Consider the following 26,600-nt stretch of genomic DNA (forward strand, 5'->3'; position numbering starts at 1 on the left):
TCATGATACGTCTTATAGTGACGCATCAAACCCTAACAATTATCTAATAATCATATTAGATGTGCTATCTTTAATTTACTTATTTAAATTGATAAGCCTGATCATTTTTTACTTAACCATTAGCAAGGACTAACCATGGATGTAATAGTAAACGCTCTCAAAAAAAAGCATGCATATAACAAGCATAATGTTGGAGATGGCTTCTCATTACGCATTTATAGGGCTATAAGCTGGCTGGCTAAAGCCAATGACTTAGCAAAAACTGAAGAGAGTGACTTGGCTTTTGTTACGCTTTGGATTAGCTTTAATGCCTTGTATGCTGATGAGTTACCGTTAAATCAAAGTAGAGGTGTATCTGATAAGTCTTCATTTAAGGATTTTATTAGAAAAATAGGTAAACATGATAAACAAGAAAGACTTTATGATTTAATTTGGAATCGTTATCCGCAGTCTATTCGCACGTTGTTGAATAATCAGTATGCTTTTACTGCATTCTGGCAATATCAAAACGGCACATTTAGTAAAAAAGCATGGGAAGAAGATTTTGACAAAGACAAAAAGCAAGCATTAAAGTATTTGAGTGATAAAAACAACACTGATTTACTATTGACAATAGTATTCGAACGTCTCTATACCATACGCAATCAAATAGTTCATGGCGGAGCAACTTATGCGAGCTCAGTTAATCGTAAACAAGTTAAGGACGCGGTTAATATTTTAGGAGACTTTTTGCCTTTAATTATAGATATTATGATGAACCATCCTGAACAGGATTGGGGTAGGCCATTTTACCCGCCTGTTGATGAGGCGTCATTTGAATAGTCTGTATTGGCAAGCCTATATGCTATAAATAAATAGCTTACTCATTTCATCGTGATGATTTAATAGAGTGAATAACTTCAAAAATATTAGCAAAATTTGCTTGCCCAATATTTTATAGCTTTATACAGATTAGGCTTTAACAGTTGCTAAGCGCTTTAATTAACATCAAGGAGTTTTAAGTTGGAAAATAACCCAGGAGATAATAATAACTCAACTATTGACCCGTGGATAAGTGAGCTAAGTGCATAGGCTGATGTATTTGACATCTCTGCAAATACAATGTCTCAAGCGAAAAGTGAGCGTTTAAATAAAGAAAGGCGCTGGTTAGATAGTATTGCTATTAGTACTTTATATGCATTAGAAAAAGATAACTACAGTTTAACCGAATTTGCATTTTTTATTGTCAGCGATGATTGGGATCAACAATCTCTCATCAGTTTAAAAGATAAGACAGGAGCATTATTGTTAATTGGCTTACAAACTACTAACTATTGTATTGGCAATCTTGATGTGGCGGATAGTATCATCCGTTGTAAGCCTGATGAGGTGCAACAAGTGATGAAAGTATTTGAAGTTCTCTCAAATAGACGCAATGATCTAGCAACTATAGACTTTAATATCATAAAAGAGACATTGCAACATACTGAACCTGCTCAGTTTATACAGTCTATTAGGATGGGTAATGATCGATTAGATAGGGTGGAGCAGGCAATTACTGAAACACTTAGTCAAATTCCTGAAAATATTAGTATTAATTTACTAATACTTAGAATCAAAGCTGATAGTGTGTTATCGCTTAATAAGTTCAGTGTTATAGAAAGTGCTATATACAATCAGTTTGAAGATAATATAAGTTTTTGGTGCGCTCCTATTCGTATTGATGAGCCTGACTGTTGTTGGATAGAAGGTATATATGGAGTTGCATAGGCTGATCGTGTGGTAATATTACTTATATTCAGAAAAGTGAGGGTTGGCTGTATTTTGTTGGAGTCAAAGAGTTTTATACTAAATAGCTTGTATGTTATGCAATGAACGAGCGTATGACAACAAACTTAGTTTGCTGTGCACTCAGTATGATATATCAAGAACAAACGACCCAGTCATGAGCTAATTATGTATTCTGATAAAGTGCGTCAGTATTATAGCAATGAATATTATTATCAAGCAGCATAAGTTTAAAGGCTCATCTCTGGCAGGGTAGCTGCTTTTATAACGCTCCGATAAAGAGACTAAACTATGCAGCTTAATTAGATATCTTAGACTTAGGATGATTACCATGTTAGCGATATTGAATTAGTCATGCTTGAATGAGTGGATTGATTCAATAAAACACGACCTCATAACAAAATCGGTTATGTGTCACCTTTTGAGTCTGAAAAACGGTGTTATGATAATTTACTTAAGTCAGTCATTGCAGCTTGACTTAAGTAAATCAGCCTCCGTTAAAGTCGGGGCGGTTCAATACGGTTTATCTGCTTAATTTACTAACTGCATTTTTCATGAAAGTTGCTGATTACTTTTTCTTCGAATGGTTGGTAAAAAATGATTTAGTCTTTTATACAGAGTGTCATATAAAGTAATTTAAGAAACTTGATGTGAGGAAATCAAATTATTTCTATAGCGATTATGGAACTTGTTAGCATCAAACTTTGTCTCATCGAGAGCTTTATCAATTCCAATGTTTATGATTGGGCGGCTGTAGCTATATCCATTACCAAGAATAGAGTTCTGAAAGAACCTTCCTATAGGATCAATCATTAGATAAGAATCAGTCATCTCGTCATTATTTTCAGAAGAAATGATATCCTCGAACTTACTATGACGTTGTACAAACTGAATAAAGTCATATTGAGATATCTCATTTTCTCGAGTAACAACTGGTAATACTTTAAACACTTTCCATTTGTTAGGTGAAGCCTTGTCAATGAATGTTGATAAATTTTCTAATCGATTCAGGCTACTGACTACAGTGTTAATTTTAATGTCTATGCTGGGATTAAGTTTTTTAATATGATTGATATTTGTAAGTACTTTGTTAGTATTCATTACGCTATTTTTTTCTGTCCTACCGATTTCTATATTAGTAGCATTTTCCAGAGAGTCGACACTAAAACCAATACTACCGAAGCTATCTGCTATGAGCTCGATTAACTCATCATTCAATCGACTACCATTTGTGATTGCAGATAAGTTAAATTGGCGTTGTTTTGCCTGATGAATAATTTTTGTAACCTTTCTAAGGTTCAAAAATGTTTCGCCACCGACCAGATTCAGTCGAATGCTCTCAAACTTAGTTAAATATTTATTATTTAAGATTGAGGGAAGTTTTTGAATTTCATCCATTAACTTACTAACCGATTCTTCGTTATTCATCAGCTCGTTGTTTTGTTTGTCCCATTTAGCGAAGCAGTAGTTGCAACGATGATTGCAAGCCTCCGTAATGTGCCAATTTACTATCAATTCCTTCTGGTATTTAGTTTCGTTGTCCATAACTGTCCTTGTTTTATATCAACATTCATTTTTTTCTTGAACGTGAATGATCGAATATTACAACGCATTCATCAAATAATAGAATATGTATCTTAGTAGGTTAATCAGAAAATCACATGAGATTCTGCTTATAGATATATTAGCGCCAACTTACACCCTTATAGTTTGAGAATAGTCTTGCTGGTACTTGACTGCTATAATTGCAGATATTTATAAGATTTAAGGACGAAAACAATCAAGTGAAGAAGAGCATTTTTGATTGTTTGAAGCTAATATTAATAATATTGATTGTCATCACATCTAAGAGACCAGCTTTAAACGTCTTTTTCCATTAGGAATATGAGCTATTATAGTATCCATAAGAGCATTTAGATTGTAGCCTTTATCAGCTGAATAATAGACGGGTTTTTTAATTTTGAGAGAGGTCGCTTCATAAAGTCGATTTTGTGTGGAAGCTGCTTTATCCTTAAGAAAGTGCAATAGCTTTTTTTCAGGCTTGTTAGTAGTTCTATTCCAAGATCTTCCACTCATCGCCATATCGGCTTTATTAATTGCTACAATGACACGCTTTGGTTGTATGTTTTTAAGAATAACCTGTTCTAATAGTCGATAGGATGTACCCATATCCCTAGAGGAGCCGTCGAGTATAACTAGTACTAAATCTATAAAACCCCATTGACCATTGTCATGAGTATAAGTTTGACAGAGGTTATCTGTAATCCTTTTAGCATGACTCTTGTCGCTCGCTACGCCATCTCCCAAACCTGGGCTATCCCATATTCTTAATGAGTCATTTAACTCATAGTGACCGACTTGCATAGTCTCAGGATCGACACCTTCTCCAACTTTAGCTATTTTCCCGCCGAAAAGAGCGTTTAATGTATTGATCAAACGAGAAAATAATTATATTAGAAGCTCTGCAAGACGATGAGTAACCATTGACAATAACTGACATATAACTGGGTAGGTAGATGTGAGTGAGTCAATGGAATTTTTAAGGTTATTCGAATCAGATGACTGAATGAATAAATTCCACGACTCGTTTAAACGGCTGATCAATGTTTTAGAGAAGAAAATATTGAATATGTCATTATTGGTACAGTTGCATACTCAGAGGAAAGGTTTTGCAATTCATTATGATTACTCTCTTTGTTTGTAGATAATTAATGACTTCATGATCTAATCAAAATAACAAGTGATTGTCTTGTTCTGTCTGTCGTATTCAGCCTTAGATTCATATAGGCTACCATCCATCCAATCTTCAACTTGACGACCTTTGAAGTTAGGCCAAATACTATTTATATCAGCGTCTCCTGCAAACTTTAAAACTTCTTTGCCGCCTTCAGACTCAGGTCTAAATTTATAATGATATTCTGCCAAAGGTTGACCACGGTAGAAAACATTGTCTCTAAACTTAAAATGATACTCAGTATATTCGTAATTTGTGTCCATGTTGACACTGTCAAGAAGACGATCAAAGCCAGGATGCCATTGTGACCTAGGTGTAACATAAAACTCATAGGTGTCACCTGTGACAGAATCCGCGACTGGCAGATCTCGAACGGCTTTAATATTAGCAACCATCTGTTGATTTAGAAGTCCAATTTTCTGATAGTCAGCAGAGCTATCTCCAATACAACCGTCTTCCATCCAACCAAACATATGATAGGCATTTGCTAGCTCTTGTCGATTTTTTGATTTGTTAGATTTAGCATAATCTTCAAAAGCAGTTTTAAAGCCACCGACAGTTTCAGTAGCAGCATTACTTACAGATTGCGTGACCGCATTAGTTTGGGCGCAACCGACCAAAATAAAAGTTGCACTAAAAAGAGAAGTAACTAGCAGTGAAGAATGGATACTCATAAAAATACCTGTTAAATATGTTGAGCTTTGGATTGATGTTGATTAAAGGATACTATAAATTGTTAAACAGTTGTCAGTTTTTTGAATCTTTTAATGAGTAATAGTTAGGCTAGCCTATGAATAATAGATAACTGTATTTTTGCAAAATTTTGATTCTACAGCCATTATCAAACAGGCATTGTTACTTAGTAAAAAGAGTAAGGTGTTTGTGAATATAGATCCCATTCAATGTTAAGTATAATTATTGGTTGGAAATTTACAGTTTCATAGTATTATTCAAAACCCTCACGACAACCATCGTCGTCTACCTTTTATTCGCTCTTGAGTTTTCAAGTACGCTATCTCTACAATCAAAGGCATCTCTGATCACGTAAATACTCGTGATTGGTTATGCCTTTTTTATATGCCATCCACCTACTGAGACCACCATGTATGCGCTCGTTGATTGCAATAGCTTTTATGCCAACTGTGAGAAGCTCTTTCGTCCTGACCTAAGAGGTAAGGCGGTGGTTGTTCTCTCTAATAATGACGGCTGCGTGGTAGCGCGTTCAAGCGAGGCAAAGCGACTTGGTATCAAGATGGGCGTACCATACTTTCAGGTTAAATACTTCTGCGCGCAAAACGATGTTACCGTCTTTAGCTCTAACTACACCCTCTATGCCGATATGTCTCACAGAGTCATGAGCACCCTTGAGAAACTGTGTCTTACCGTTGAAGTCTACTCTATCGATGAAGCCTTTTTATACTTAGCCGATTATCCGACTGCTATGACGGATCTTGATAGCTATGAGCGTAAGCTCAAAAGCATCGTTGAGCAGTACACCGGTATTCCGGTATGTGTGGGTATGGGTAGTACTAAAACCATGGCAAAGCTTGCCAACTATGCCGCTAAAAAGCACCCCGCCACTAAAGGCGTTTGCGTGCTAGATAACCTTCGATGGATAAGACGCATCATGCAGATCACCGATGTTGGTGAGGTCTAAGGCGTGGGTCGTCGTTACAAGGTCAGACTTAATAAGATGGGTATTCATACGGTTTATCAACTCGCCATCTGTGAGCCTGCGAAAATAAGACAACACTTTGGGGTAGTGCTAGAGCGCACTTGCTTAGAGCTAAATGGTCAAAGCTGTCTTGGTATCGAAGCACTAGAAGCTAAAAAGCAGATCATCTCCTCTCGTTCTTTCTCCACTTGTATTACTTGCCCTGATGAGCTGAGCCAAGCAGTCTGTAGTCATGCAGCAAAAGCGGCAAGCAAACTACGTAAACAAGACAGCGTTTGTCACTATTTAAGCGTCTTTGCTAAGAATAGTCCGTTTAGTAAGACCGAGAGCTATACCTTCATATCTGGTCAATGTCAGTTTATAACGCCTACCGCTGATACCAGAGTGATGGTAGCGGCAGCTCGGCAAATACTGACGCAGATATTTAAAAAAGATGTTCGCTACGCGAAAGCGGGCGTTATGCTCTTTGATATCTGCTCGCATGATGAGGTACAGCCTGATTTGTTTGCACAAAGTGATAGTGGCTATAGAACTAGCGAACAATGCACTCAAAGTGCTAAAAGTGCAGAGGTCATTGCAGTGGTGGATAAGCTCAATAAAAGGTATGGCCAAAACAGTAGTCAGCAAGCTGCTGTGTTTATCGCTAGTGAGGGAATAAAGGATAAGCAGTCATGGCAGATGAGCCGGGATATGCTATCGCCTTGCTATACCACGAATATTAAGCAAATACCCAAAGTAGATTAAACCAGAGGTGGACTCAATGACGGTTAAGATAATAGGTAGGCTCACCGATGAAGGTGAGACAGTATTGCTCTCGCTTTATAACGATAGAGTCAAAGCAGGCTTTCCAAGCCCAGCGACGGACTATGTGCAAAACCGTATTGATCTAAACACACTGCTTATTCATAGCCCAACGACAACCTACTTAGTGGAAGTTGAAGGCGACAGCATGATCGATATTGGTATCTATCCTAATGATATCTTGATTGTAGATCGCTCACTAAGTGCTAGGAATAAAGACATTGTCATTGCACTGGTCGATGACGGCTTTACCGCCAAGCAGCTGATACTTGGTGAGCATATTATCTTACGAGCCCATAATGAGAACTATGCAGATATCGTGGTGAAAGGGTCGCTTGAGCTGTTTGGGGTGGTGGTGAGTAGTGTTAGGCGGTTTAAGAGGTGAGTGTAATAGGTTAGTACGATTTATAGGTTAGGCAGTTAAAAGTGCCGTATCTAGAAATTTGGCTATGAGTTTATACGAATAGCAGGGGAGTTTCCTAAAAACTGTATAACTGCTTATAATCCCCTAACAGGAGAATAAGCAATGACTAAGCAAACTGACATTAAAAAACTGGCCGAGCAAATGGCTAATAGCATGAACAGCTTTAATGACATCAAAGACTTCCAAAAGCAGTTCATGCAGTCCTTTATCGATACTGCTTTAGAGGCTGAGATGTGAGACCATCTCGGCTACCCTAAGCATGAAAAAGCCGATAAGCCCAATAAGCGTAATGGTCACACTAAAAAAACCGTCTGCAGTGGCACAGGCGATCTTGAGATATCCACCCCAAGAGACCGTGATAGTGACTTTGAGCCTACACTCGTGCGTAAGCATCAAACCCGTATTAGTGGCCTTGATGACAAGATCATATTCCTTTACGCCAAAGGTCAAACCACCACCGAGATTGTAGAGAGCATTAAAGAGCTTGAGATGTCGACATCTCAAGCTCTCTTATCTCAAGAGTCACGGATAATATCTTAGAGGACATCACCGCATGGCAGAACCGGCCACTGAGTTGTTTACCCTATCGTCTACTTAGACTGCATCGTCGTGAAGATACGTCAAGACAAGCAGATCATCAACAAGGCTATCTATCTGGCGCTAGGCGTCGGTCTTAATGGTAAAAAAGAGCTGCTTGGTATGTGGTTATCAGAGAATGAGGGCGCTAAGTTCTGGCTTGGCGTACTCACTGAACTACAAAACCGCGGGGTACAAGATATCCTCATTGCCTGTGTCGATGGTTTAAAAGTCCCTGATGCTATCAACACCGTTTATCCCAACGCTCAGGTTCAGCTGTGTATCGTGCATATGGTGCGTTACTCCATGAAGTTTATACCATGGACGGATAAAAAGGCCGTAGCGGCTGATTTAAAGGCCATCTACGGCGCTGATACGCTTGAGATAGCAGAGGCTAATCTTGAGCACTTTGATGAGGTGTAGGGTGATGAGTATCCGCATGTGGTCAAGTATTAGCATAACCACTGGGAGGGCTTAACGGTGTTCTCCGAGTATCCTAAAGACATTAGAGAATGTCAATTATATTACAAATGCTATAGAATCATTAAAAATCGTGATTCGTATGGCGATAAATAAGTGTAAGATGTTCTCATCTGGTCAGGCGGCATTCAAAGTAGTGTATTGAGTAACCCAGCAGGCATCTAATCTGAATGGCAATTACACAGAATTCGGGATGGTCTCGATAAGCTTTAATTTATGGAATTCCCCACTTTCTAGAAGGGGCTTAAGTCTATTACAGACCATTTCCCTCTCTCGTTAATTACTTTAGCTTTTATATCTCTATTAGAGTTTATTTTATGTTTATTTAGTATCTTGCGATGTACATAATAATCTTCAATAAAGGCAAAGTCCGGTTTAGCTACATTTAGGCCTGAGTCCAAAGCTTCATCAAACTCTAAGGTTCTTCCACTGTGTTTATACTTTAGGTTCATTGTTCCTTCGACTGTTTTAATCAAAGAGGGGTTCGTTTCTGACGTGGCTGATACCTTTACAATTTGAGTTTCTTTCTTGTTAGACTTACTATTAAATGACATGAAGTATTTTATAGATAGGCATTCACCTACATTTGGTCTCAAGTCGGTATCATTGAACCTAATAATACCTTCTACTGCTTCATTAAAGTAGTAGTGGAATAGCTTTTTCTCTTGATTTATATGATCGACTACAGCAAGAGCTGTAGAGGCTTCGTTAATAAATTCTTCATAAGCTATATCAGATTTATTAGCTAGTAGTACGTTGTATCTGTCTTTAGCTTTATCAAAATGTACTTTGCATGATATAACCTCATTTACTTGAGATTGCTTGAGTGTAGGGAACTTGCTTTTTTTGAAAGCTAATTCAGTATCTTTTAAGTCTGTTATTGCAATCATTTCTTCGTTATTCTTTTTACTAATCCAAGAACGATAAATTAAAAACGGTTGCCACTCTATATCTTTATATAAATATTCTTCGGCAATATTAGAATGGCTTCTATAATAACTTTTGTCGTAGTCCAAAGAGTTAGCACTCTCAGCTGCTTGGTATAACTGACTATATCTGTCAGATAGTTTCCACTCCTTTGATTCCCTAAAGCTTTTATAAGTTAGAAGTTCTCTTTTTGCTTCAGCTAGCATTCTTTTATTAATAAGAAGCTCAGAAAGATCGAGTCTAATATCGCCTAGGAAGTCCTCTTTAGGCTGTTTACTAATCGCCATACACAGCATAGAATGGGCCAAGTCAGTGTCCTGACTTTTGATAAGTTTATATAGCTCATGCCAAGCATAAGCCTGATTGTTTAGGTTTAATAAAACTTTGTTGTAGACCTCAATAGCCTGTTCTTGTCTACCCGTTAGACTCAATAAGTTAGAGTATCCTCTAAGTAACCATATGTCGTCACTTAGACGTTCAGTAGCCTCTCTATAGAAGGGTAAGATCCACTCCAAATTCTTTGGATTATTAGCAGTTTTAGAGTATTCATGGATATGAGAAAGAGCTTTGGCTACTAAAGACTTAGTAGGCTTATCATTATAGATCTCACCTCTCCAGTCAGCATTTTGAAAGTTTGTTACATCCCAGCTTTGTAAAAACTGAGGGAAACGCCATAAATTATTTTCAGTCATGAATCTTTGAGCAAGGTTGAGTATCTCAGAGTGCCAATGACTTGCTCCATACTTAGAGTAAGTTGCTGCATAGTTATCAAATAACTGCCACAGCCTAGAAAGTTGATTCTCTTTATGCGCATTAAAAATTTGCCAAAATATACTTTCTCGATAGATATCAATAAGGGGTAGGTTATGCCAAACCACAATTTTTTGATCTAATAAGTCAAAGTCAATACGTGATGGAGAGTAAACAAAGGCTTTGACTAAATTTTCCAAGAGGGAGTCATAAACCTTACCATCATAGCTATTTTTCTCAGTATCCTCATCCATAAGGTTTGAAGGATCCCAATTTAAAAAGTATTTATAAATATCAATATTTTGGTTGTATCTAACATAGTTTATAACAAACCTGAGAATCTGAGAGTGCAGCATACTTGGTCTTTCAGACTGAAGGTTGTTATATTCAAATAGTATTCTTTTAACTTCAATAGATGAGATGGATTCGAATTCATTCTTTAGGTAGCGGTAGATAGCCCATCCATATGCATCATGCTGCGTCTGAAAAAGGTTGGTATTGTTTTTAAATATTTGACGAAATTGATTTAGGGCATTTAAATAACTGCCGTTTTTACTTAATGTACTCGCTTTTTCAATCTCACTATTTACTGGTGCTAGTCTAGGTTGTAAGTATTTAATCTGCTTTTCAAGGATGTCATCTTTAATTTTTAGAGATATTAATTGATTAAAACAAGATATCGCATTTTGTAGATTGTTATTAATTTCTATTTTAATGATATCTACTAACACCCAAGCCATGGCTCTTTTATTCCACTCATCATCTTTATCAGAGTTTAGTAAAGAGACTGCAAGATTGTAAGCATCTTGTAGCTTACCTTCTTTTCTCAGAGCAAATACCTTCTTACTGTCCATTGCGTCCGATTGGTGTCTTGATTGGTTGAATGATGATCTTCTCATACGGGCCATTTTAAATCCTAAATTTTAAACGAGTGTAATACTGTGACAATTGTATTTTTAATATATTGATCAGAGCTAGTTGTTATATTTATTTTGGAAAAGAGACCATCGCTATCGTAATTAAACTCGACACCAACGAAAGACTCGGTGTTAGCAATTTTTACAATGTCTTTAAAGTTAGTTGAATTTATCCAGTGCATGAAGTATCCACACTTACTGAGCTTGTTATTTAATAGTTTATAGCAATCAGCTCTCCAATCTAGATTGAGACTATCAAAATCCTTCAGACCTTCGTAATTTAATAAAAGATCACTAATGGTTTTATTTAAGTCTGCTGAGTTGCCAGCAGGATCTTGGTATTTAATTATTCCTTTTTTGTTGTACCAAAAGACTATTTTTGAACTATTAATACCATCTGTAATTTGAAACACTTCTTGATAGTTGTTATGAGTTACTGAAGTAATATCTAAGTTCTCAGAGTTTACTAGTTTTTCGACAAATCTATATAGTTGAACTATTGTTGATTTAAAATCATTATCATTCAGGGGTAACTCATCAGATTCAGCCATCTCAATTGAATTATCAATAATTAGATAGGGCAGAGCATGAGTTTGTGCGTCGGATCTATCTACTATATCTGCTTTATAAAAAGGCGTAATAGTAGTGAAGTTGATTAAGGTTATTTTATTAGTTGAACGAGTTAGACCAGAATATAGCCAACTAAAATATGCTTCATTTACTATTCCTCGATTAGCTGGATTAGCATCAAATAAGATATGTTGCCATTTATAAGGTAATGATTTATGTACAGTCATACACCAGCCAAATCTTAAAAATACGCAATTCAGATATTTAAAATAATCACTTGAGCTATTTGAGGCTAACTCTTTTGAGATATTCTCCTTATGGATATTCTTGTATTTCCTTTCTATTTTTCTTAGCTCAGTCTTTTCTTTCTCAAGTTTGGTTTTGACACGTTCCTTATTTTCTAAAGCTGTCTCTAGTTTCGCTACACTATTTTTCTGCGTACGATATTCTTCTGAAACAAACATTTTAAGCTCAGCTTCTGAACCATTGAATGGGTATTGCTTCATATACTCGTTTAATTTGATATTCACTAAGATAGTAAGCGCTAGTTTCTCTTCATCGAGCAGCTCATCTTCACGATAGTTTTCAAGAGAATAAACGCTAAATATTTGCCATGAGTCGCAGTGTCTGAGGTGAAGCTCTCTGAATTTTAGCGTGACTGGTGTCTTATTTTGAATAGGTACAATTTCTGTTTTAACGCTGTCTATATAATCAACCCAAGCAAAATCTCCATTAAAAACTCTTTTGTTGCGATTTGGAGTCTCACCCAATATTGGCGCGTTAAAGTTATTATTAATAAGTAGCAGGTCATCAATAGCAAGATCAGAACCATTGTTTAAAATTGATTTTTTGATCCAACCATTAACTTGATGGCAAGCTTTATTACTATAACTTAATATTTTAAAGTTACTATCGAGGTTTTCCTTAATGAGTCCAACAAGCTTATCCTTGTATGAAACCTCTTTTTTATTTAAAAGACTTACACCATAAGAATTATCAATAGTCAGGTTATTAAAACTTTGTGAGTCTATGCTTGATACTAAGTCTTTAATAATAAGATTTTCCGCATAAATATCTTGAGATAATGGTATCTTAAATATTTTAGGTCTAAAGCCATAGTGAGGTTCATAGAAATCTACATTGAGAGAGGACTCATCTTTACTACCTGAGCTAATATGATATGTATCACCAATAAATATTACTTTACGATTTGATTCGCTGAGTTTAAGAAACTCTATAAAATCTGCTAACAATCTACCCGAACCAAACTGTTTATTAAAAGATTGAGAAAAGCCATTTGAAACTAAGTGTGCCTCTTCTACTATGTAAAGAGTATTATCATCATCATGACACTCTTTAATAGGTACGATTTCTAGGGTTGTAGTGTCACTGTCATCTGTATTGTCAGAATCATTTGTAACCTTCTTACATTTTCCGCCGTATATGTAGCTATATAAGCTATTAAAGTCTTCACAGTCCCCAAGTAGATTTTTGATAACCTTATAGGTAGGGGCTAGATATTCAACTTGAAGGAAACCGAATTTAAATGCTAGTTCTTTTATAAAATCGGTTAGATAAGACTTTCCACTGGATACAGGCCCTTGAAGTATTAGTACATTCTCCTCCTTATTATTTAAAAACTGTTCTGCTATATCTAAAGCTTTGATCTGACTAGGTAAAAGCGTAGAGCTATCATTTTCAGTTTGTTCTGTGATAGGAGGTTCTGAAGTAGGCTTATCATAGGACTCTGTTAGAGAAAAAGGCTCAGCTTCGAATATATCTTTAAAAATTTCAAATGCTTCTTTATTAAGATCTATTTCTTCATCAATTACGTCGATAACATCTTTAATGATTTCTAGGTAGTTTTCTTTGTGGGCAATGAAAAAATCGATCTCATCTTTAGGAGGGATGTTGCCATTAAGAGTGATAGGATTATGAAAGCAGACAATTTTTTTGGTATGTGAAGGATTGAAGCGTTTACCTAAGTCGGTCTTTAGTTTGCTGTTATGATAAACCCAAGTGAGCGCTTTTTTTTGTTGAAATAGTTGCTTATATGGATTGATATGACTACCACCTTTAATCATATCATTTGATTCGTTAGTCCAGATTTCTGTTGCAAACGATTCAGATAGCGGAAGTTCTATAGTACCTTCAAAGTTTTTAAAATCTATGATACAAACTGTATTTTTTACGACTAAGAGTGCATCAATTTGTAGGTTTTCAGAATGTATACACTGAGAGTTGCCTAAAAGTACGCCTTCAAGGTTATACTTATTAAATAGCTCAGATAAGTTTTTGGCAAACTCTCTGAAAAAAGTGTTTTCATAGCTTCGGACTGCTGAACCGCGTCTGACTTCAAGCATACTACTTCCTAATTTAACAATCAGTTACGTTTATATGTTATTTGTATCTTAAAATTCTTATCAATACTATAGTCCCTGTTAAAATATAGGTTTCTGACCTCATAAAACATGCAGACATATGCATCTAACAGTAGTCTTTAATATACGCATAAGCCCGATCAAACAATTCTTGGTCTTTGTATTGCTGATTTTTGAAAAGTGCTTTGCATAATGATCATTATACTTCACGCTCACCAGAGCTAGTGTCTTGCCAGCCAGGAAAGCGCACAATTCTCACAATAGTATCGATATAACCAAGGTCTTCTGCTTGGATTCTTGGTTGGCCATTACACTACATCTTGTATCAAGCTGGCGTGTTCCTCAACGTCTTTAATAATTTCAAAGGCATTAATATCTCGTCCATCAGCTAAGATGTCTACAGCCTTCGCCACACAGGCGGCTCGTTTAGCGATGAATCGTGCAAAGTCACTTTTGACTTTGTATGTTTTTTCGTCGCCCGATAATCCAGTGTAGTCGCCAGACTTTAACTCATCTAGTGGAATGAGATGAGATTGAAGGCGAGAGTTGACAATGTCTTCACTGGTCGAGTTGTAGCGATCTTTTAGGTACTTAAGCGGATCTTTATTACTGATATTTAAATTGGTTTTGTCTGTGATCAAAGCACAGTTCAATGCAAAATAACTATCAGCTTCAATTTCTTTTAACAGAGCGTCAGGGAAAACATGGTGATAGTGTCTGCGCCCATCGATAAGTTGTTGTCGAGTGAGCGGTGATCCATCAGCAAAATCATAAGCGCCTAGCTTACTAAATACGTCCATAATGTCACGAGCGCGAATATTCTCGCGTTTAGGCCAACCTACACGTTTTAGCTCATCATCAGTTGCCAGCGCATATAACTCACGATTTAAAATAGGGACATCGTTTTCAGTATAGTGAGATCCGTCTGCTTTAGTGGCTGAGGTGATAATATTTTTTAATATAACAAAATCATTGAAGGCATGAGTAGCCGCAGAGTTTTCGTAGCGGTCAGTAAAAAAGCTCGACCAAAGGTATTTTTTGAGTAATATCTCAAAATTACCTCTTGAATCTAAATTTTCGGGAATATCAATATACAAGGCAGCTATAACCGCGAGCACCGCATTAGTCGGTAATCGGTTGCGATCATAAATAGCTTGGCTTTCCATAAACGTCGCCATTTTAGATAAGCCTTTAGCCATTTTATCCCAGTTATCGACCATGTCCTCTTTACTCATATTCCACATGCCGCGCTGATTGGGCAGTTTGCCTTGCATGAGAGCAGAGGTGGCCAGTATTAAAAAAGGTAATTCAAAATAATGTTTGATAGCTGGATGATTTTCGTCTAGCTCATGTTGATAGTCATCTAACGATACGCCTCTAACACCCTCAATTTCTGCACGGATGATATCGTACTTAGATAAAGGCTTACTATTGGTATTCATATTGATAAATACTTGTAAGGCGGTCTCTTTACTGGTCTGTGACGGTAAGGCTAAATAGGGTAGATTGAAGTGAGTGATAGTTTCTCAAAAATCTCTTATCTGATCCTTCAATTTGGCTTTTTTATGCATCCACTCCATTAATCGCGTTTCATAATCAGTGTCAGTTGCGGTAGGTTTCAATGCTCCCAAAGCATCATCAATCCAAGTGTCGATTTCGATTGCAATGTCACCGGGTCTAAATAGACTCATGGGTATAACCCTGCGTTTTAGACACGATTTGGGCTCGTCTACCCACAAAGGCATGGTTTTACCGTCTTTATTAGTCCAACGACTTTTGTACCAAACTTCTGAGTCATCTGTTTTTTCATGATCAGGCACACTCTCATCATAGGCATTAAGGTATAAGAAGTATTTCATGTCCGTAGTTATCATGCAATGTTCGCCAGAGTGAGGTCAGACGCTGTTGACCGTCTAATAGGTGCTCTGTGACACGCCCGCCCGTTTGTGGTGCCGTTACCAAGTACCGAGAAACAAACTGCTCTTTGTCGACATCTAGCAGTAAAGTAACACCCAACGGTAAGTTCTTAGTGACAGTATCTAGTAGGCTACAAATTCGGTTTTTGTCCCAAGCCTGATGTCTTTGAAAGCGGGGCAGTTTGATCTCGCCACTTTGTATCTTTCGAAACCAGACAGAAATTGGCCTATCTTTCGCTGAGCTTGATGGCATCTTCATCAATAACTTCTCTCAATAAAAAATGTAAATAAAGTAGTGGTTTCAGGGGGTTTACCATACTCCGTTTTTCTATCAAACCCTAAAACTGCCTTAGACAAGTGAATATTTCTTTGAACAATAAAACGTTTGTTAGTCCACATAAGACGATGTTTATTATCAGTTTTTAGTAGTAGGATGTATTAAATAATCGACTTTGAAGAACTTTAGTATCTTCACCTAAATAGTAGGTTTTGATCAATCTATGATAATCAGCAAAAGTAAAAATTTTTTCTTATGGTAAATCTATCTTGTCGATGGCTTATAGGTAGAGGTGAAAGGTTAGACTATAGTATATAAATTCATGTATCTTTACTAGAGATTGACCCTTAAATCTAAACCCAGTCAGAGCTAATTATTGTTTTGAGAGAATCTATGAGTTTTATAAGAGTTTACGACCTAGAAATTAATTTACTAGGTAATCTACTATACTTGTCTTAACGATAATAATTAATGAACGAATGAATATGACAGCGACTTTAAGTGATGAATATGAACTTCTTACTGAAATGATAGCTCACGCCTGCGCCATTACCTTTCTAGGTAATGCTAGTAATGGACTACAACAAGATGCATTTTTCTTTTTAGATCACTGGTATCAAGAAGATTTAGGGGTAATGCCCGTGACATCAGTGCAAGTGCCTTTTTGCTTAGCAGTATCAGATGGCGTTGCCAGCTCTAACCAGTCACAGTATTGCTCAAAGGCAGTGGTCAAAGCAATTAAAAAACTATGGGACAGCAATCAAGAAAGCGTTCAGAATATGACATCAGATCGTATCCATACGCAATTAAGTCAAACAAAGCACGCGCCTAAACGCTATGGCGCTGCAGCAACCCTCGCTATGATCGTCGGGACACTAGACGACAATAAATCAATCAACATAGACATTACCCATGTCGGTGATAGCCGTGTATACAAGCTAGGCAAAGAGGCGAAAGAGTGGCAGTGCCTAACTCGTGATCATAGTTTACTCAACGAGCTGATAGATGAGAAGGCGCACGATGAAGGTCGCCAAGCCAGTTTTGAAGAGTACAATCGCACAGGGATGGCAGGCAGCTTGTATAGTATTACCGAGTGCTTTGCGCTAGCAGTAGATAGTGATGATCCGAGCAGCGAGCCACCAAAGAGCGCCAAGCGGACAATTACAGCGCAGTCGGGTGACAGTCTTGTCATTTGTACTGATGGTATTCACGATTTAGTGCCGAGTAATGAGTGGTCACTTATCGATAGCCAAACCGATTTACAAGAGTGGTTACAGACGCTTAGGCATCAAGTATACGATGCAGATGGCAATGCATATGATAACGGCACAGCCATTGTGATGCGGTTTGATTAACCTTCTTGTGAGAGCTTACTTTTAAAATGACAGTTTGATAGATTCGATAGCCTATAGAGCAGCCAATATGTCCACACACCCAATTGCAAGCTATAACAAATCAGCACGTTTATTTATTCTTTATCAGCGCTTACCACGTCATAAAGATAAAGCCGTCTCTTTAACCGAGCTAATGAACGTTTATGGCGATAATCCTGACCATTACACAAACGAGCGTAAAAATTTAGAGAACGACCTAACGAGTCTGAATCAAATATTCAACGACGTCTTTTACAGCGATGCTCTAATGCGTCTGCCAGTGTGGGGGCAAAATATCAGCGGACAAACGGCAAGGTTTTATATTGAGTCAAACTTTAGTATCGATGTCATTAATGAGCAAACGGTATTTTTTTGGCAGATGCTCGCTAATTACACAGCAAACTATCTGCCAGCACCTTTTAAGCAAAGTATCACCGATAAGCTTAGTCAATTACACCGACAAGAGAAGACCAACTTCAATCAAAGCAAGCTAGGGCAGTGGCAAGATCATCTCATTACCCTGCCGAGTATCGTACAAGCACCAAAGCTTGATAGTGATGTGTTGGCTAGCATTCATCAAGCGTTGTTGGAGAATAAACAACTAAAAATCACTTATAGAAAAAAGTGGGATGAACATGCGGACGTTAGGATGGTTTACCCTAAAGGTTTAATCTTTATCGATAACATGGTCTACCTCACTGGGTTTAATCCCGTTGATGATCACATTGATAATGAGGTTTTGCTAGAGTCACATCGAAACTTTGCGGTGAATCGGATTACAACAGCTAAAGTAATAGTCAAGTCGATCCCTGACTGGGTAGGGCGCAATGTTTTTAGCTTAGAAAACCTGCGTCAACTGGGTAAGCTTGAAATAAATGAATGCTTGAATATTAAGCTGGTTTTAAAGGTACAAAAGTATGCCTGCCAGCATCTTTATGAGCGTCCGTTATCGTCTAATCAAACGATTACGGTTATCAATGAGACTTGGAATGAGGTGCGCGCAACGGTTACTAATACGCAGCGCCTACAAGATTGGCTGGTAGGTATGTCGCAGTTGGCAGTGGTGGTTGAACCCGCCGAGTTAAAAGCGGTAATTTATGAGCGTTTGCAAAGTGGAATGAAATTATATACAAAATAATTGATCAAAAATTTTGCCAAAAGCACTAAAAGAAAAATAAATTTTTTAATGTAATCAAGGAGCTAGAATGACCACACCTAACTTATTTAAATTTGCCACCTCTGAGTTATCACAAGACGCTTTTATCTGCTGGCTTCTGTCATGGGCAGACCAAGATTATCAGACAGGAAGCGATAAACATAAAGCGTTAAATAGATTAGCAACCAGTATGTTAGCGTTATTCTTTAAAAAAGCGGGTAACTCGCTACCAAGTCGTATCGATAAAATAGTAGTGAAACGTCAGGTGAGTAATATTGATGCTCTTTGTATTATTAACGACACTTACTGTGTATTAATCGAAGATAAAGTAGGCAGTGTGCAGCATTCCGATCAATTGGTTCGATACAAGCAGTTTATGCTTAATGGACATGCTCAAACTTTTACGGAAGATAAAATCATTCCTATTTATTTGCAAACGCATGATCAAAGCAACTATAAAGCTGTGTTAAAGGACGGCTTTTATCCAGTAACTAGAAGAGATTTATTAGACATATTTAATAGTGAACAAGATGCAGCATTGCAAGAGAGTGATATATATATCGATTATCTTAACTACCTGCAGTCTATTGAAGAAGCAGTGCAAAGCTTTAAATCGAAACCCGTTAGAGAGTGGAAAAAACGCGCTTGGATTGGCTTCTTTCAATATTTACAGTCTTATCTGGGAGAAGGTAGTTGGAAGTATGTAGCCAATAAGTCAGGAGGGTTTATGGGTTTTTGGGCATTCAAGCAAGTGGTAGGTGATGTCGCTGTCTATTTACTACTAGAACAAGATAAGGTTTGCTTTAAAGTTTTTGTTCCCAGTAGCGAAGGGCGTAGCAAGATTAGAAATGAGCTTTATAAATTATTTAAGACAGAAGCATCTAAGTTTGATTTAAACGTGACTAAGCCAAAGCGCTTTGGTTCAGGCGAGGATATGACCTTTGCTATACTAGACACAGATGTCTTTGAGAGTGAAGATTCAATAGACCTGCAACAGGTTGATAGCTTGATGGATGAAGTGCAAAAATTCATTGATCATACGGTAAGTCAGTATAAAAATAAAAACGAGTGATAGTTGTAATGTCATAACACTTAGAGTAACAGAAGGTCTACTCATGAAATATCAGCTCGACAAATCGAAAATAGATGACATTCCATGTGTCGCCTTATACCGACCAAATAAAGACCATTATTCGCCTTCTGTTATCGCCTGTTTTATCGTCAGTGATGATTGGGGTAAGCAGGCACTACTAGAGCTAAAAGAGAAAGCAGAGGCTGACATTTTAGTAGGCTTACAGACAGATGATCATAAGTATGAAAGCTTAGATATCGTAGAGGGGGTTATTAGATGTCAGCCTGATGAAGTAAATGACGTCATTGAACTGCTAGATGTAAGGTCTGCAAGTACTATGATTGGTATAGATGTAGCAGATGTTATAAGTCTGTTTGAGTGTGGCAATTCATTCCAGTTCGTTCAAGCCAGTGCTACAGGTGAGTCTGAATTCCATATGATAAAAACAGCTACATATAAGCTGATCGGTCTACTTACAAACGCTCATAATACTAAAGGGGCGCTTGTTGGGATGCAGAGTGTGCAATCTTTACCACTGGAATCCATGACTTATGTAACAGAAGCTGTTGAAGAATTATTGTATGGTGATAAAGCATCTATATACTATAGTTCAAGTAGTACTGATGAGCTAAATACTTTTGGGTTGAAGGCGATATATGCTGAGGAGTAGGTAAAGACTCAAACCTAAGTGTTAGTCTATAACTAAAGCATTACTCTTGATGTTTCCAGTTTTCTTGACCTAATGGCATCTGGTTGAGCAAGTCGCGTCTAGATCGCCAGTCAGGCATATAAGTGGCTAGTAGAGCCTTGAATCTATCATTGTGCTGCCGTTCTTTAAAATGTAGCAATTCATGCAAGATGATATATTCCAAACAGGGCAGTGGCTTTTTGGCCAAGTCTAAGTTAAGCCGTATGTTTCCTTCTTCTATATTACAGCTGCCCCATTTGGTTTTCATTTTTTGGATCTGACAATCGCTGATAGTGACACCAGTTTTCTTCGACCATTTATCGATAAGGTCAGGTGCTCTGGCTTTTAGTCGGCCACGATAGTATTCAGACAATAGCTTTATCTTTACTTCATCAGACAGTCCTTTATTTACGGTTAGAATAAGCTTACCGCTTTTTAGTTTTACGGTTTGAGACTTTAGGTCATCAAGCTCAATCACTTCGAGCCGGTAACGCTTGCCCCATAGATAGTGCGTCTCTCCATTTACCATCTCCCTTGTAGATTGACGCTCTTGCTTGGCAAAGGCAGCCTGCTGACGCCGAATCCAAGGTATACGGTGAATGACAGCCATCCGAATGGCCGTATCGGTCATAGCATCAGGCGCAGATACTCTGACCTGTCCATCAGGTGGCATCACGCTGATATGTAGGTTTTTAATATCCTTGCGAGTTAAATGTATATCTAACTCGCCAATCTTAATAAGCGCTGACTTAACAATCACTGATATTCCTGTTGTGCCTTAATCAAATTAATTAACGCCTCTATATCGACATCGACCTGATACTGAGAAACAGTTTGATGGACGGCACGCTGAATTTTTCGCTCTTTGATCAGATGACCTTGCCAATCAGCTTGTTTATTGAGCCTAATAGCAGCGTCTACTTTATCTGCCAAGTCCTCATTTTGATCCAAGTTATCATATAGTGCGCGCTTAGCAGGGGTGTTAATAGCCTCAGGATATGCGTCACCACTTGCTGTGCCAGTTGGATTGATTACTTTAGAGGCTAGCTGGCGTATCTTTTGCAAGTATTCAGCGTAGGCAATGGCTTTTTGTCGGCGTAGCTCAATGAGCTCATCGAGTAGGGCAGACATATGCTCGTAGTACTTTGGGTTGACAGGGTTTTCATCCACAATCGTTTTGCGAACGTTGTTTTCGATGGTCTCTGCGACGTTTTCAGGGTTGCTCGCTATATCCTCAGGTATGGCTTTGATTAAAGCTTCTGGCCCTTGATTGACAATTAGCTCAATGAGTCCTAAATCTTCAAAGTCGATAACCGTCTCACTAGGTGTGGCATGAATATAAGTGTCTAGCATCCTACGCATGGTCGGCTCATAGCTTTTCATATCGATATGGTCGCCACTCATAAGCTTGATGTTATTACGCACGGACTTAAAGTGCTTTACATCGTCTTTGATGCGTGTTATCTCCTGATCGCTATATCCCGCTTCCGCCATTTCATTGGCAATATTGCCATAAGCACGTATCAGTTTGGAGACGCTTTTGTACAGGGTCAGTCTAAGTTGTTCCTTTTCTATTTTTTCAGCCTCAGTCGTGCCATCACTAGGACAAAAGTAAGCGCCATAATCTTGTGTATTTCTAGGGTATTTAACAGGCTCACACAGTCCTCTGACCATCTCTAGGGCATCATCTAGGTTTTGTTTTGCCGCAGTTAAGCGGTTCTTTAACAGCCCATCAATATCTTCATCTTCGTATCTTGAGAACGCGCCTTGCGTATAGTCAGAAATAGTACTGTTTAAAGACTGAAATAGATCCTGATAATCAATGATATAGCCATAGTCTTTTTCTGCACCATCGAGTCTATTAACACGGCAAATGGCCTGAAACAGATTATGATCAGCCATCTTTTTATCAATATATAAATAGGTAGCAGAAGGGGCATCAAAGCCTGTTAGCAGTTTATCGACGACGATTAGTAGGCGCATTTGACCTGGTTCTTCGATGAAGCGTTTTTTAACTGACTTTTCAAAGTCCTCGGCCTTAGGGCTTGCTTCTTGTTCGCTAATATCATAATAATCAGCAATCATTCTGCGATAGATTCGATATTTAAAAAGCTTCTCTGTCATGCCTTCGCCAGTTTCTTCCCCTTTGATGCTATCTGCAGTTGGTAAGTAGCTGGTCACAATTGCTACTTTGCCTTTTAAGAAAGAGTTCTCAAAGGCCTCATAAGATTTACAGGCTTGATAAATACTGCTACAGACCAGCATGGCATTACCATGACCATCCATAAGTCTTGGCTTTTTCTGCATATCGAGCAAGATGTCATTGACGATGCACTCTATGCGCGACTGGCTAGACAGAACCCGCTGCATGGTTCCCCATTTTTGCTTAAGCTGGCTCTTGGCAATATTGGTTAAGCCACGAGTATGAGCATCGAACCATTCATCGACTTTCTTAGAGGAAGTAAGCTGTTGATCGATATCACGTGCTTCATACAGAAGGTCCAATACCACACCGTCAGCAACTGCTTCATCAAACTTATAGGTGTGAATAAAGGGTCCAAATACTTCGATAGATTTCTTCTTATCTTTTTTAAGCAGTGGCGTCCCGGTAAAACCGACAAACATCGCTTCTGGCAATAATGCCTTCATAGCGCTGTGCAGCTTGCCAGACTGAGTACGGTGGCACTCATCAACGAAGACAAATAAATCGCCCTTAGGGCTAAAGTCTGACGGTAAGCTGGCTTGAATGTCCTTTATAAAGTCGTCTGTGTCTTTACTTTCATGACTATCATCATCACCGCTGCGCCCAAATTTATGAACTAGGGAGCAGAGCAACCAAGGGTTAGGCTGACTTAGCTGGCTAATAAGATCAGCGCCGCTCTTGGTGCGATATATTGATTCATCGATACCAAAAAAGACTTTCTCAATCTGTTCATCAAGCTCGGTACGGTCAGTAATAATGAGTACACGGCTATTGGTAACATTCTCTCGTATCCATTTAGCTAGCCAAACCATGGTCAAGCTTTTGCCTGAGCCTTGGGTATGCCAAACAATCCCATCCTTGCGCTGTGCAATGTGTTTTTTTGCCGCTTGTATACCGAAATACTGATTGTGTCGGCAAGTCTTTTTGACACCCGAATCAAAAACAATGAAGTTATTAATGATGTCTAAGAATCGGTGCTTATTGCACATATGATACAGATGGAAGTCTAAGGGCTGATCGGTGAAGTTAGCGTTTGCTAAGGTAAGATGCGTCGGTATGCTAGTATCAGACTGGGGTGTATGACTGGGGTTGGCTTCTTTCCATTCTAGGTAATACTTCTCAGGCGTTTCGATCGTGCCATAGCGCATGCCTTGGGTATCGTTACCTGCCATAACCAATTGTATGGTGCTAAAGAAGCTACGAATAAATTCTTTCTTTTGATTATCTAAGTTTTGATGAATACCTTCGGTGACGTTGATGCTAGAGCGTTTAAGTTCAATAACGCCTAGTGCAATGCCGTTGACATAAAGAACGATGTCAGGACGTTTTTTATTTTCGCCATTGATGGAGACTTCTTCGGCAATGGCAAAGTCATTGGCCTTTATGTTGTCCCAATCAATCAACCAGACGGTCTCTTTATGATCCCCTGTGCCTTCTTTTTCTTTGATGCCATAACGGAGTAGTCTATAGACCTCTTTGTTGGCATCGTATAGTTTAACGCCACTGCCTAGAGCGGCTGCTTTTTCTAGAGCGTTAATGGTTCTATTTCGCAATGTACGGCTAACATTACGTGAGCTTAGCCACGCCGCTAAAATCTCGGACTCAATGTTTCTGTTATTAGGTCGGTCTTTAAAGTCGCCAAGATAGCGGTAGCCGAGTATGTCGGTGAAAAAGCGTACGACACGGTTTTGCGTGAGTCTTTCTATGTCGGTGACGTTACTCATTATTATTATCCCTAATTTTTATATCTAGCGCATCCTCAAGAAGGCTAAACATTTCAGTTTCATGCTCAGTAATTGCGTCTATATTCCATTCGTCATTGTGCTGTTCCAGCGTCTCAATCATCTTATAAAGCTTTAAAGAATCAATATGGTTTTTAAATGATTCATCATAATGTTCTTTTTTAGCTAAAGGCTTATGATTACTAACACGGGAGTTTAAGCCTCTGTTTATAAGGCAAAGATTACCAAAACGATGAATATATCTTCTATCGTCAACTTTTTCATCTTTGTGGATAGGGGTCTGAGGAATAAAGTGTTCAATAGAACCTTGTGTAGAGGGTCTGAATTTCTTTTTATCATCTGATTTAATATTACCCTTCAACCAAATCAAATAATCTAAATAATTGAATACAAAGATATTGACGTGAGGGTATCTTAATTGCTGTGATAGTTTCTCAAGTTCAATCGTTCGAGGCGATAGCGACGGACTGGACAAAGTCGTCTCGCTATTATCATTAATATGTTGACGAAACTCTTGAAAGTAGTCATTGACGATATTATTAGGCTTGGTTCGATCAGATTGAGCGATATACCTTCTAAGCATATATGCTCTAGCCAGCCCATCAAGATAGCTCAGAAATTGTTTGCCATCGATACCTTGTTCACGCTTAACAAACATCAAATAGAGATACTGCAAGCAGGCATTTAACCAGTATTTAGAATTAAGAGTAGGTGCAGAAACATGAAAGGCACTTTGGAGAGTAACCAAACTGGCATTTAAGTCTGGTCCAGTTGAGCCCTTTGGCATATTTTGTTTATAAGAAGGACCTGACGCCTCGTTGATTAGCTGCTCAAGTGTCCAATAGCCTTTCTTAGACTCTGTATTACGCTTGATAATATATTGATCAAATAAAAACTTTGTTTTCAACAGGGTGTAAAGGAAATGCTCTATTTTAGTTACCTTGTTGCTCACCTTAGAACCAATCAAATGATTATCAAATTCGATCAATAACTGCTTATCATCAAGCGATACGATGTCATTTTGGGGTTTTTCATTCTGATTCTCATTCTGGTTGTCAGTTAGATTTTGAGTGACATGTACTCTCAACACCTGCAATAGAAAGTTGGGAAAATCTATCAAACTATAATAGGTTTCATCATCTTCTTCGCCCTTATTCTTTTTGGCTGGATTAGCGGGTATAGTGATGTCATCCTTAAATAAAATGTCATTTAAGCTAATGATATTTTGAGCCTTCACTTCTGAGGTTGTTTTAGAGCTATCTTTACTCTTTTTAGCAGCTTGCTCGTTGCAGTCACGAATATAAAGTTTAAGCAAATCAGAAAAGTCTTTTGGCTCAAAATGTGCCCAGTCTGATGAAAAAACCTTTTTACGCAGATCGGTTGTAAAGCCATACTGCACGTATTTATCCATACGACTGCAAGTATCCCAAATTAGACTCAATAGGCTTTTGCAGTGTTGTGTTTGCTTTGTATCGGCAGAAGTGTCACTGCTAATCGCTGATAGCAGTCTGGCCTTAATGATTTCGTGCTTTTCTAACTGCTCTCCGCGGTTGTTCATGACTTCAAAGTAGTGATTAAGGTCTGTTTCTTGAGGAACAGGAACCCTTGCTATCTCTATCTTATCGAATAAAAAGGTACAAAACTCATTAATGGATATAACTTCATTATTTCCATCAAAAATATGCTTCATTGTTTTGGTTAAAATGTCATAACCATCGATAATAGACTGATTGATAGACGTGTCTTTGGTAAAGCGGGCTGAATCATCGTTATAAAGCAAAGATAAGGTGTAAGCCGAATGTGGGCGACTTTCAAAATGTAAATTTGGCTGGTTAAAGCTTTTTAAATAAGAGTCGCAATACTGACGATGATGGTGATGTAAATATACTGCCAGTAGAGTTAGAGTAGTTAAGCGTTGCTGACCATCTATCACTTCAAACAACGCTTGACTGGTATTGGATTTATCAAAGACAACCAAGGTGCCTAAGTAGTAAGTTAAGCTTTGGTCACGATTATACGCATCAATAATATCTTTAATTAATGTTTCAATCTCAACAGTGCCCCATGCATAGTTACGCTGATACATCGGTATAACGTATTGATCGCCGTCTGTCAGCAAGTCTTTGATATTCAAAGAGCTTACTTTCACACTTGAGTTATTCAATGTCATA

21 protein-coding genes and 3 pseudogenes are annotated in these 26,600 nt (G+C 38.0%); 13 read left to right on the forward strand and 11 right to left on the reverse strand.

The window, feature by feature from the left end; all coding sequences use genetic code 11:
- Nucleotides 1-135: 135 nt before the first annotated feature.
- The 3 genes and pseudogenes from Q0890_RS09115 to Q0890_RS09125 all read left to right on the forward strand — a co-directional run.
- A complete protein-coding gene (locus tag Q0890_RS09115; protein WP_299219757.1) occupies nucleotides 136-822 on the forward strand; it encodes a HEPN domain-containing protein in 687 nt (228 codons plus the stop codon).
- A gap of 279 nt (nucleotides 823-1,101) precedes the next feature.
- Nucleotides 1,102-1,749 (forward strand): hypothetical protein, encoded by a 648-nt coding sequence (locus tag Q0890_RS09120; protein WP_299219759.1) that lies wholly within the window; start codon nucleotides 1,102-1,104, stop codon nucleotides 1,747-1,749.
- Between the two features lie 14 nt (nucleotides 1,750-1,763).
- Nucleotides 1,764-2,008 (forward strand): annotated as a pseudogene (locus Q0890_RS09125) (DDE-type integrase/transposase/recombinase); the annotation flags it as partial.
- A gap of 395 nt (nucleotides 2,009-2,403) precedes the next feature.
- Here Q0890_RS09125 and Q0890_RS09130 read toward each other — a convergent pair.
- From Q0890_RS09130 to Q0890_RS09140, 3 genes are all read right to left on the reverse strand, one after another.
- Nucleotides 2,404-3,312, reverse strand: coding sequence for a viperin family antiviral radical SAM protein (locus Q0890_RS09130; protein WP_299219761.1), 909 nt, complete (start codon nucleotides 3,310-3,312; stop codon nucleotides 2,404-2,406).
- Between the two features lie 300 nt (nucleotides 3,313-3,612).
- Nucleotides 3,613-4,203, reverse strand: coding sequence for a GTP-binding protein (locus Q0890_RS09135; protein WP_299219764.1), 591 nt, complete (start codon nucleotides 4,201-4,203; stop codon nucleotides 3,613-3,615).
- Between the two features lie 288 nt (nucleotides 4,204-4,491).
- Entirely contained in the window at nucleotides 4,492-5,175 is a 684-nt protein-coding gene (locus Q0890_RS09140; protein WP_299219766.1) for a hypothetical protein, read from the reverse strand.
- A 380-nt stretch (nucleotides 5,176-5,555) separates the two neighbouring features.
- Between Q0890_RS09140 and Q0890_RS09145 the strand changes: the two genes are divergently transcribed.
- The 6 genes and pseudogenes from Q0890_RS09145 to Q0890_RS09170 all read left to right on the forward strand — a co-directional run bounded on the left by Q0890_RS09145 (nucleotide 5,556) and on the right by Q0890_RS09170 (nucleotide 8,400).
- On the forward strand, nucleotides 5,556-6,158 hold the full coding sequence (locus Q0890_RS09145; RefSeq protein WP_299219769.1) for a hypothetical protein: 603 nt from the start codon (nucleotides 5,556-5,558) through the stop codon (nucleotides 6,156-6,158).
- A gap of 3 nt (nucleotides 6,159-6,161) precedes the next feature.
- The gene (locus Q0890_RS09150) at nucleotides 6,162-6,920 is read left to right on the forward strand and encodes a DUF4113 domain-containing protein (RefSeq protein WP_299219773.1); all 759 of its coding nucleotides are present in this window, start codon (nucleotides 6,162-6,164) and stop codon (nucleotides 6,918-6,920) included.
- A 16-nt stretch (nucleotides 6,921-6,936) separates the two neighbouring features.
- Entirely contained in the window at nucleotides 6,937-7,362 is a 426-nt protein-coding gene (locus Q0890_RS09155; RefSeq protein ID WP_299219775.1) for a LexA family transcriptional regulator, read from the forward strand.
- A 141-nt stretch (nucleotides 7,363-7,503) separates the two neighbouring features.
- On the forward strand, nucleotides 7,504-7,638 hold the full coding sequence (locus Q0890_RS09160; RefSeq protein ID WP_299219778.1) for a hypothetical protein: 135 nt from the start codon (nucleotides 7,504-7,506) through the stop codon (nucleotides 7,636-7,638).
- Nucleotides 7,639-7,698: 60 nt separating this feature from the next.
- Nucleotides 7,699-7,941: pseudogene (locus tag Q0890_RS09165) on the forward strand (transposase); the annotation flags it as partial.
- A gap of 5 nt (nucleotides 7,942-7,946) precedes the next feature.
- Nucleotides 7,947-8,400 (forward strand): annotated as a pseudogene (locus Q0890_RS09170) (transposase).
- 290 nt (nucleotides 8,401-8,690) lie between these two features.
- Here Q0890_RS09170 and Q0890_RS09175 read toward each other — a convergent pair.
- From Q0890_RS09175 to Q0890_RS09195, 5 genes are all read right to left on the reverse strand, one after another.
- On the reverse strand, nucleotides 8,691-11,042 hold the full coding sequence (locus Q0890_RS09175) for a hypothetical protein (protein WP_299219781.1): 2,352 nt from the start codon (nucleotides 11,040-11,042) through the stop codon (nucleotides 8,691-8,693).
- An 8-nt stretch (nucleotides 11,043-11,050) separates the two neighbouring features.
- A complete protein-coding gene (locus Q0890_RS09180) occupies nucleotides 11,051-13,984 on the reverse strand; it encodes an NERD domain-containing protein (RefSeq protein ID WP_299219784.1) in 2,934 nt (977 codons plus the stop codon).
- Between the two features lie 326 nt (nucleotides 13,985-14,310).
- The gene (locus tag Q0890_RS09185; protein ID WP_299219787.1) at nucleotides 14,311-15,444 is read right to left on the reverse strand and encodes a hypothetical protein; all 1,134 of its coding nucleotides are present in this window, start codon (nucleotides 15,442-15,444) and stop codon (nucleotides 14,311-14,313) included.
- 84 nt (nucleotides 15,445-15,528) lie between these two features.
- A complete protein-coding gene (locus tag Q0890_RS09190; RefSeq protein ID WP_299219789.1) occupies nucleotides 15,529-15,876 on the reverse strand; it encodes a hypothetical protein in 348 nt (115 codons plus the stop codon).
- Nucleotides 15,839-16,177, reverse strand: coding sequence for a DUF262 domain-containing protein (locus Q0890_RS09195; protein WP_299219793.1), 339 nt, complete (start codon nucleotides 16,175-16,177; stop codon nucleotides 15,839-15,841). The genes Q0890_RS09190 and Q0890_RS09195 overlap by 38 nt, the downstream gene beginning before the upstream one ends.
- 503 nt (nucleotides 16,178-16,680) lie before the next feature.
- On the opposite strand from Q0890_RS09195, the gene Q0890_RS09200 reads away from it, so the two are divergent.
- The 4 genes from Q0890_RS09200 to Q0890_RS09215 all read left to right on the forward strand — a co-directional run bounded on the left by Q0890_RS09200 (nucleotide 16,681) and on the right by Q0890_RS09215 (nucleotide 20,466).
- The gene (locus Q0890_RS09200) at nucleotides 16,681-17,550 is read left to right on the forward strand and encodes a protein phosphatase 2C domain-containing protein (RefSeq protein ID WP_299219795.1); all 870 of its coding nucleotides are present in this window, start codon (nucleotides 16,681-16,683) and stop codon (nucleotides 17,548-17,550) included.
- Nucleotides 17,551-17,617: 67 nt separating this feature from the next.
- Complete coding sequence (locus Q0890_RS09205; protein WP_299219798.1) at nucleotides 17,618-18,706, forward strand: WYL domain-containing protein; 1,089 nt, start codon at nucleotides 17,618-17,620, stop codon at nucleotides 18,704-18,706.
- Nucleotides 18,707-18,773: 67 nt separating this feature from the next.
- Nucleotides 18,774-19,796 carry a PD-(D/E)XK nuclease family protein gene (locus Q0890_RS09210; protein ID WP_299219801.1) on the forward strand — a complete coding sequence of 341 codons (1,023 nt, stop codon included), beginning with the start codon at nucleotides 18,774-18,776 and terminating at the stop codon, nucleotides 19,794-19,796.
- Nucleotides 19,797-19,839: 43 nt separating this feature from the next.
- Nucleotides 19,840-20,466, forward strand: a complete 627-nt coding sequence (locus tag Q0890_RS09215) for a hypothetical protein (protein WP_299219804.1) — start codon at nucleotides 19,840-19,842, stop codon at nucleotides 20,464-20,466.
- A gap of 40 nt (nucleotides 20,467-20,506) precedes the next feature.
- On the opposite strand, the gene Q0890_RS09220 is transcribed toward Q0890_RS09215, so the two are convergent.
- The 3 genes from Q0890_RS09220 to Q0890_RS09230 are packed head-to-tail and all read right to left on the reverse strand — an operon-like array spanning nucleotide 20,507 to nucleotide 26,599.
- On the reverse strand, nucleotides 20,507-21,244 hold the full coding sequence (locus tag Q0890_RS09220) for a M48 family metallopeptidase (RefSeq protein WP_299219807.1): 738 nt from the start codon (nucleotides 21,242-21,244) through the stop codon (nucleotides 20,507-20,509).
- Nucleotides 21,241-24,411, reverse strand: a complete 3,171-nt coding sequence (locus Q0890_RS09225; protein ID WP_299219809.1) for a type I restriction endonuclease subunit R — start codon at nucleotides 24,409-24,411, stop codon at nucleotides 21,241-21,243. Before Q0890_RS09225 ends, Q0890_RS09220 begins: the two co-directional genes overlap by 4 nt.
- Nucleotides 24,404-26,599 carry a DUF262 domain-containing HNH endonuclease family protein gene (locus Q0890_RS09230; protein ID WP_299219812.1) on the reverse strand — a complete coding sequence of 732 codons (2,196 nt, stop codon included), beginning with the start codon at nucleotides 26,597-26,599 and terminating at the stop codon, nucleotides 24,404-24,406. The genes Q0890_RS09225 and Q0890_RS09230 overlap by 8 nt, the downstream gene beginning before the upstream one ends.
- Nucleotide 26,600 lies beyond the last annotated feature (1 nt).

The sequence above is a fragment of the uncultured Psychrobacter sp. genome (genome assembly GCF_947488565.1).
Lineage (GTDB): Bacteria > Pseudomonadota > Gammaproteobacteria > Pseudomonadales > Moraxellaceae > Psychrobacter > Psychrobacter saeujeotis.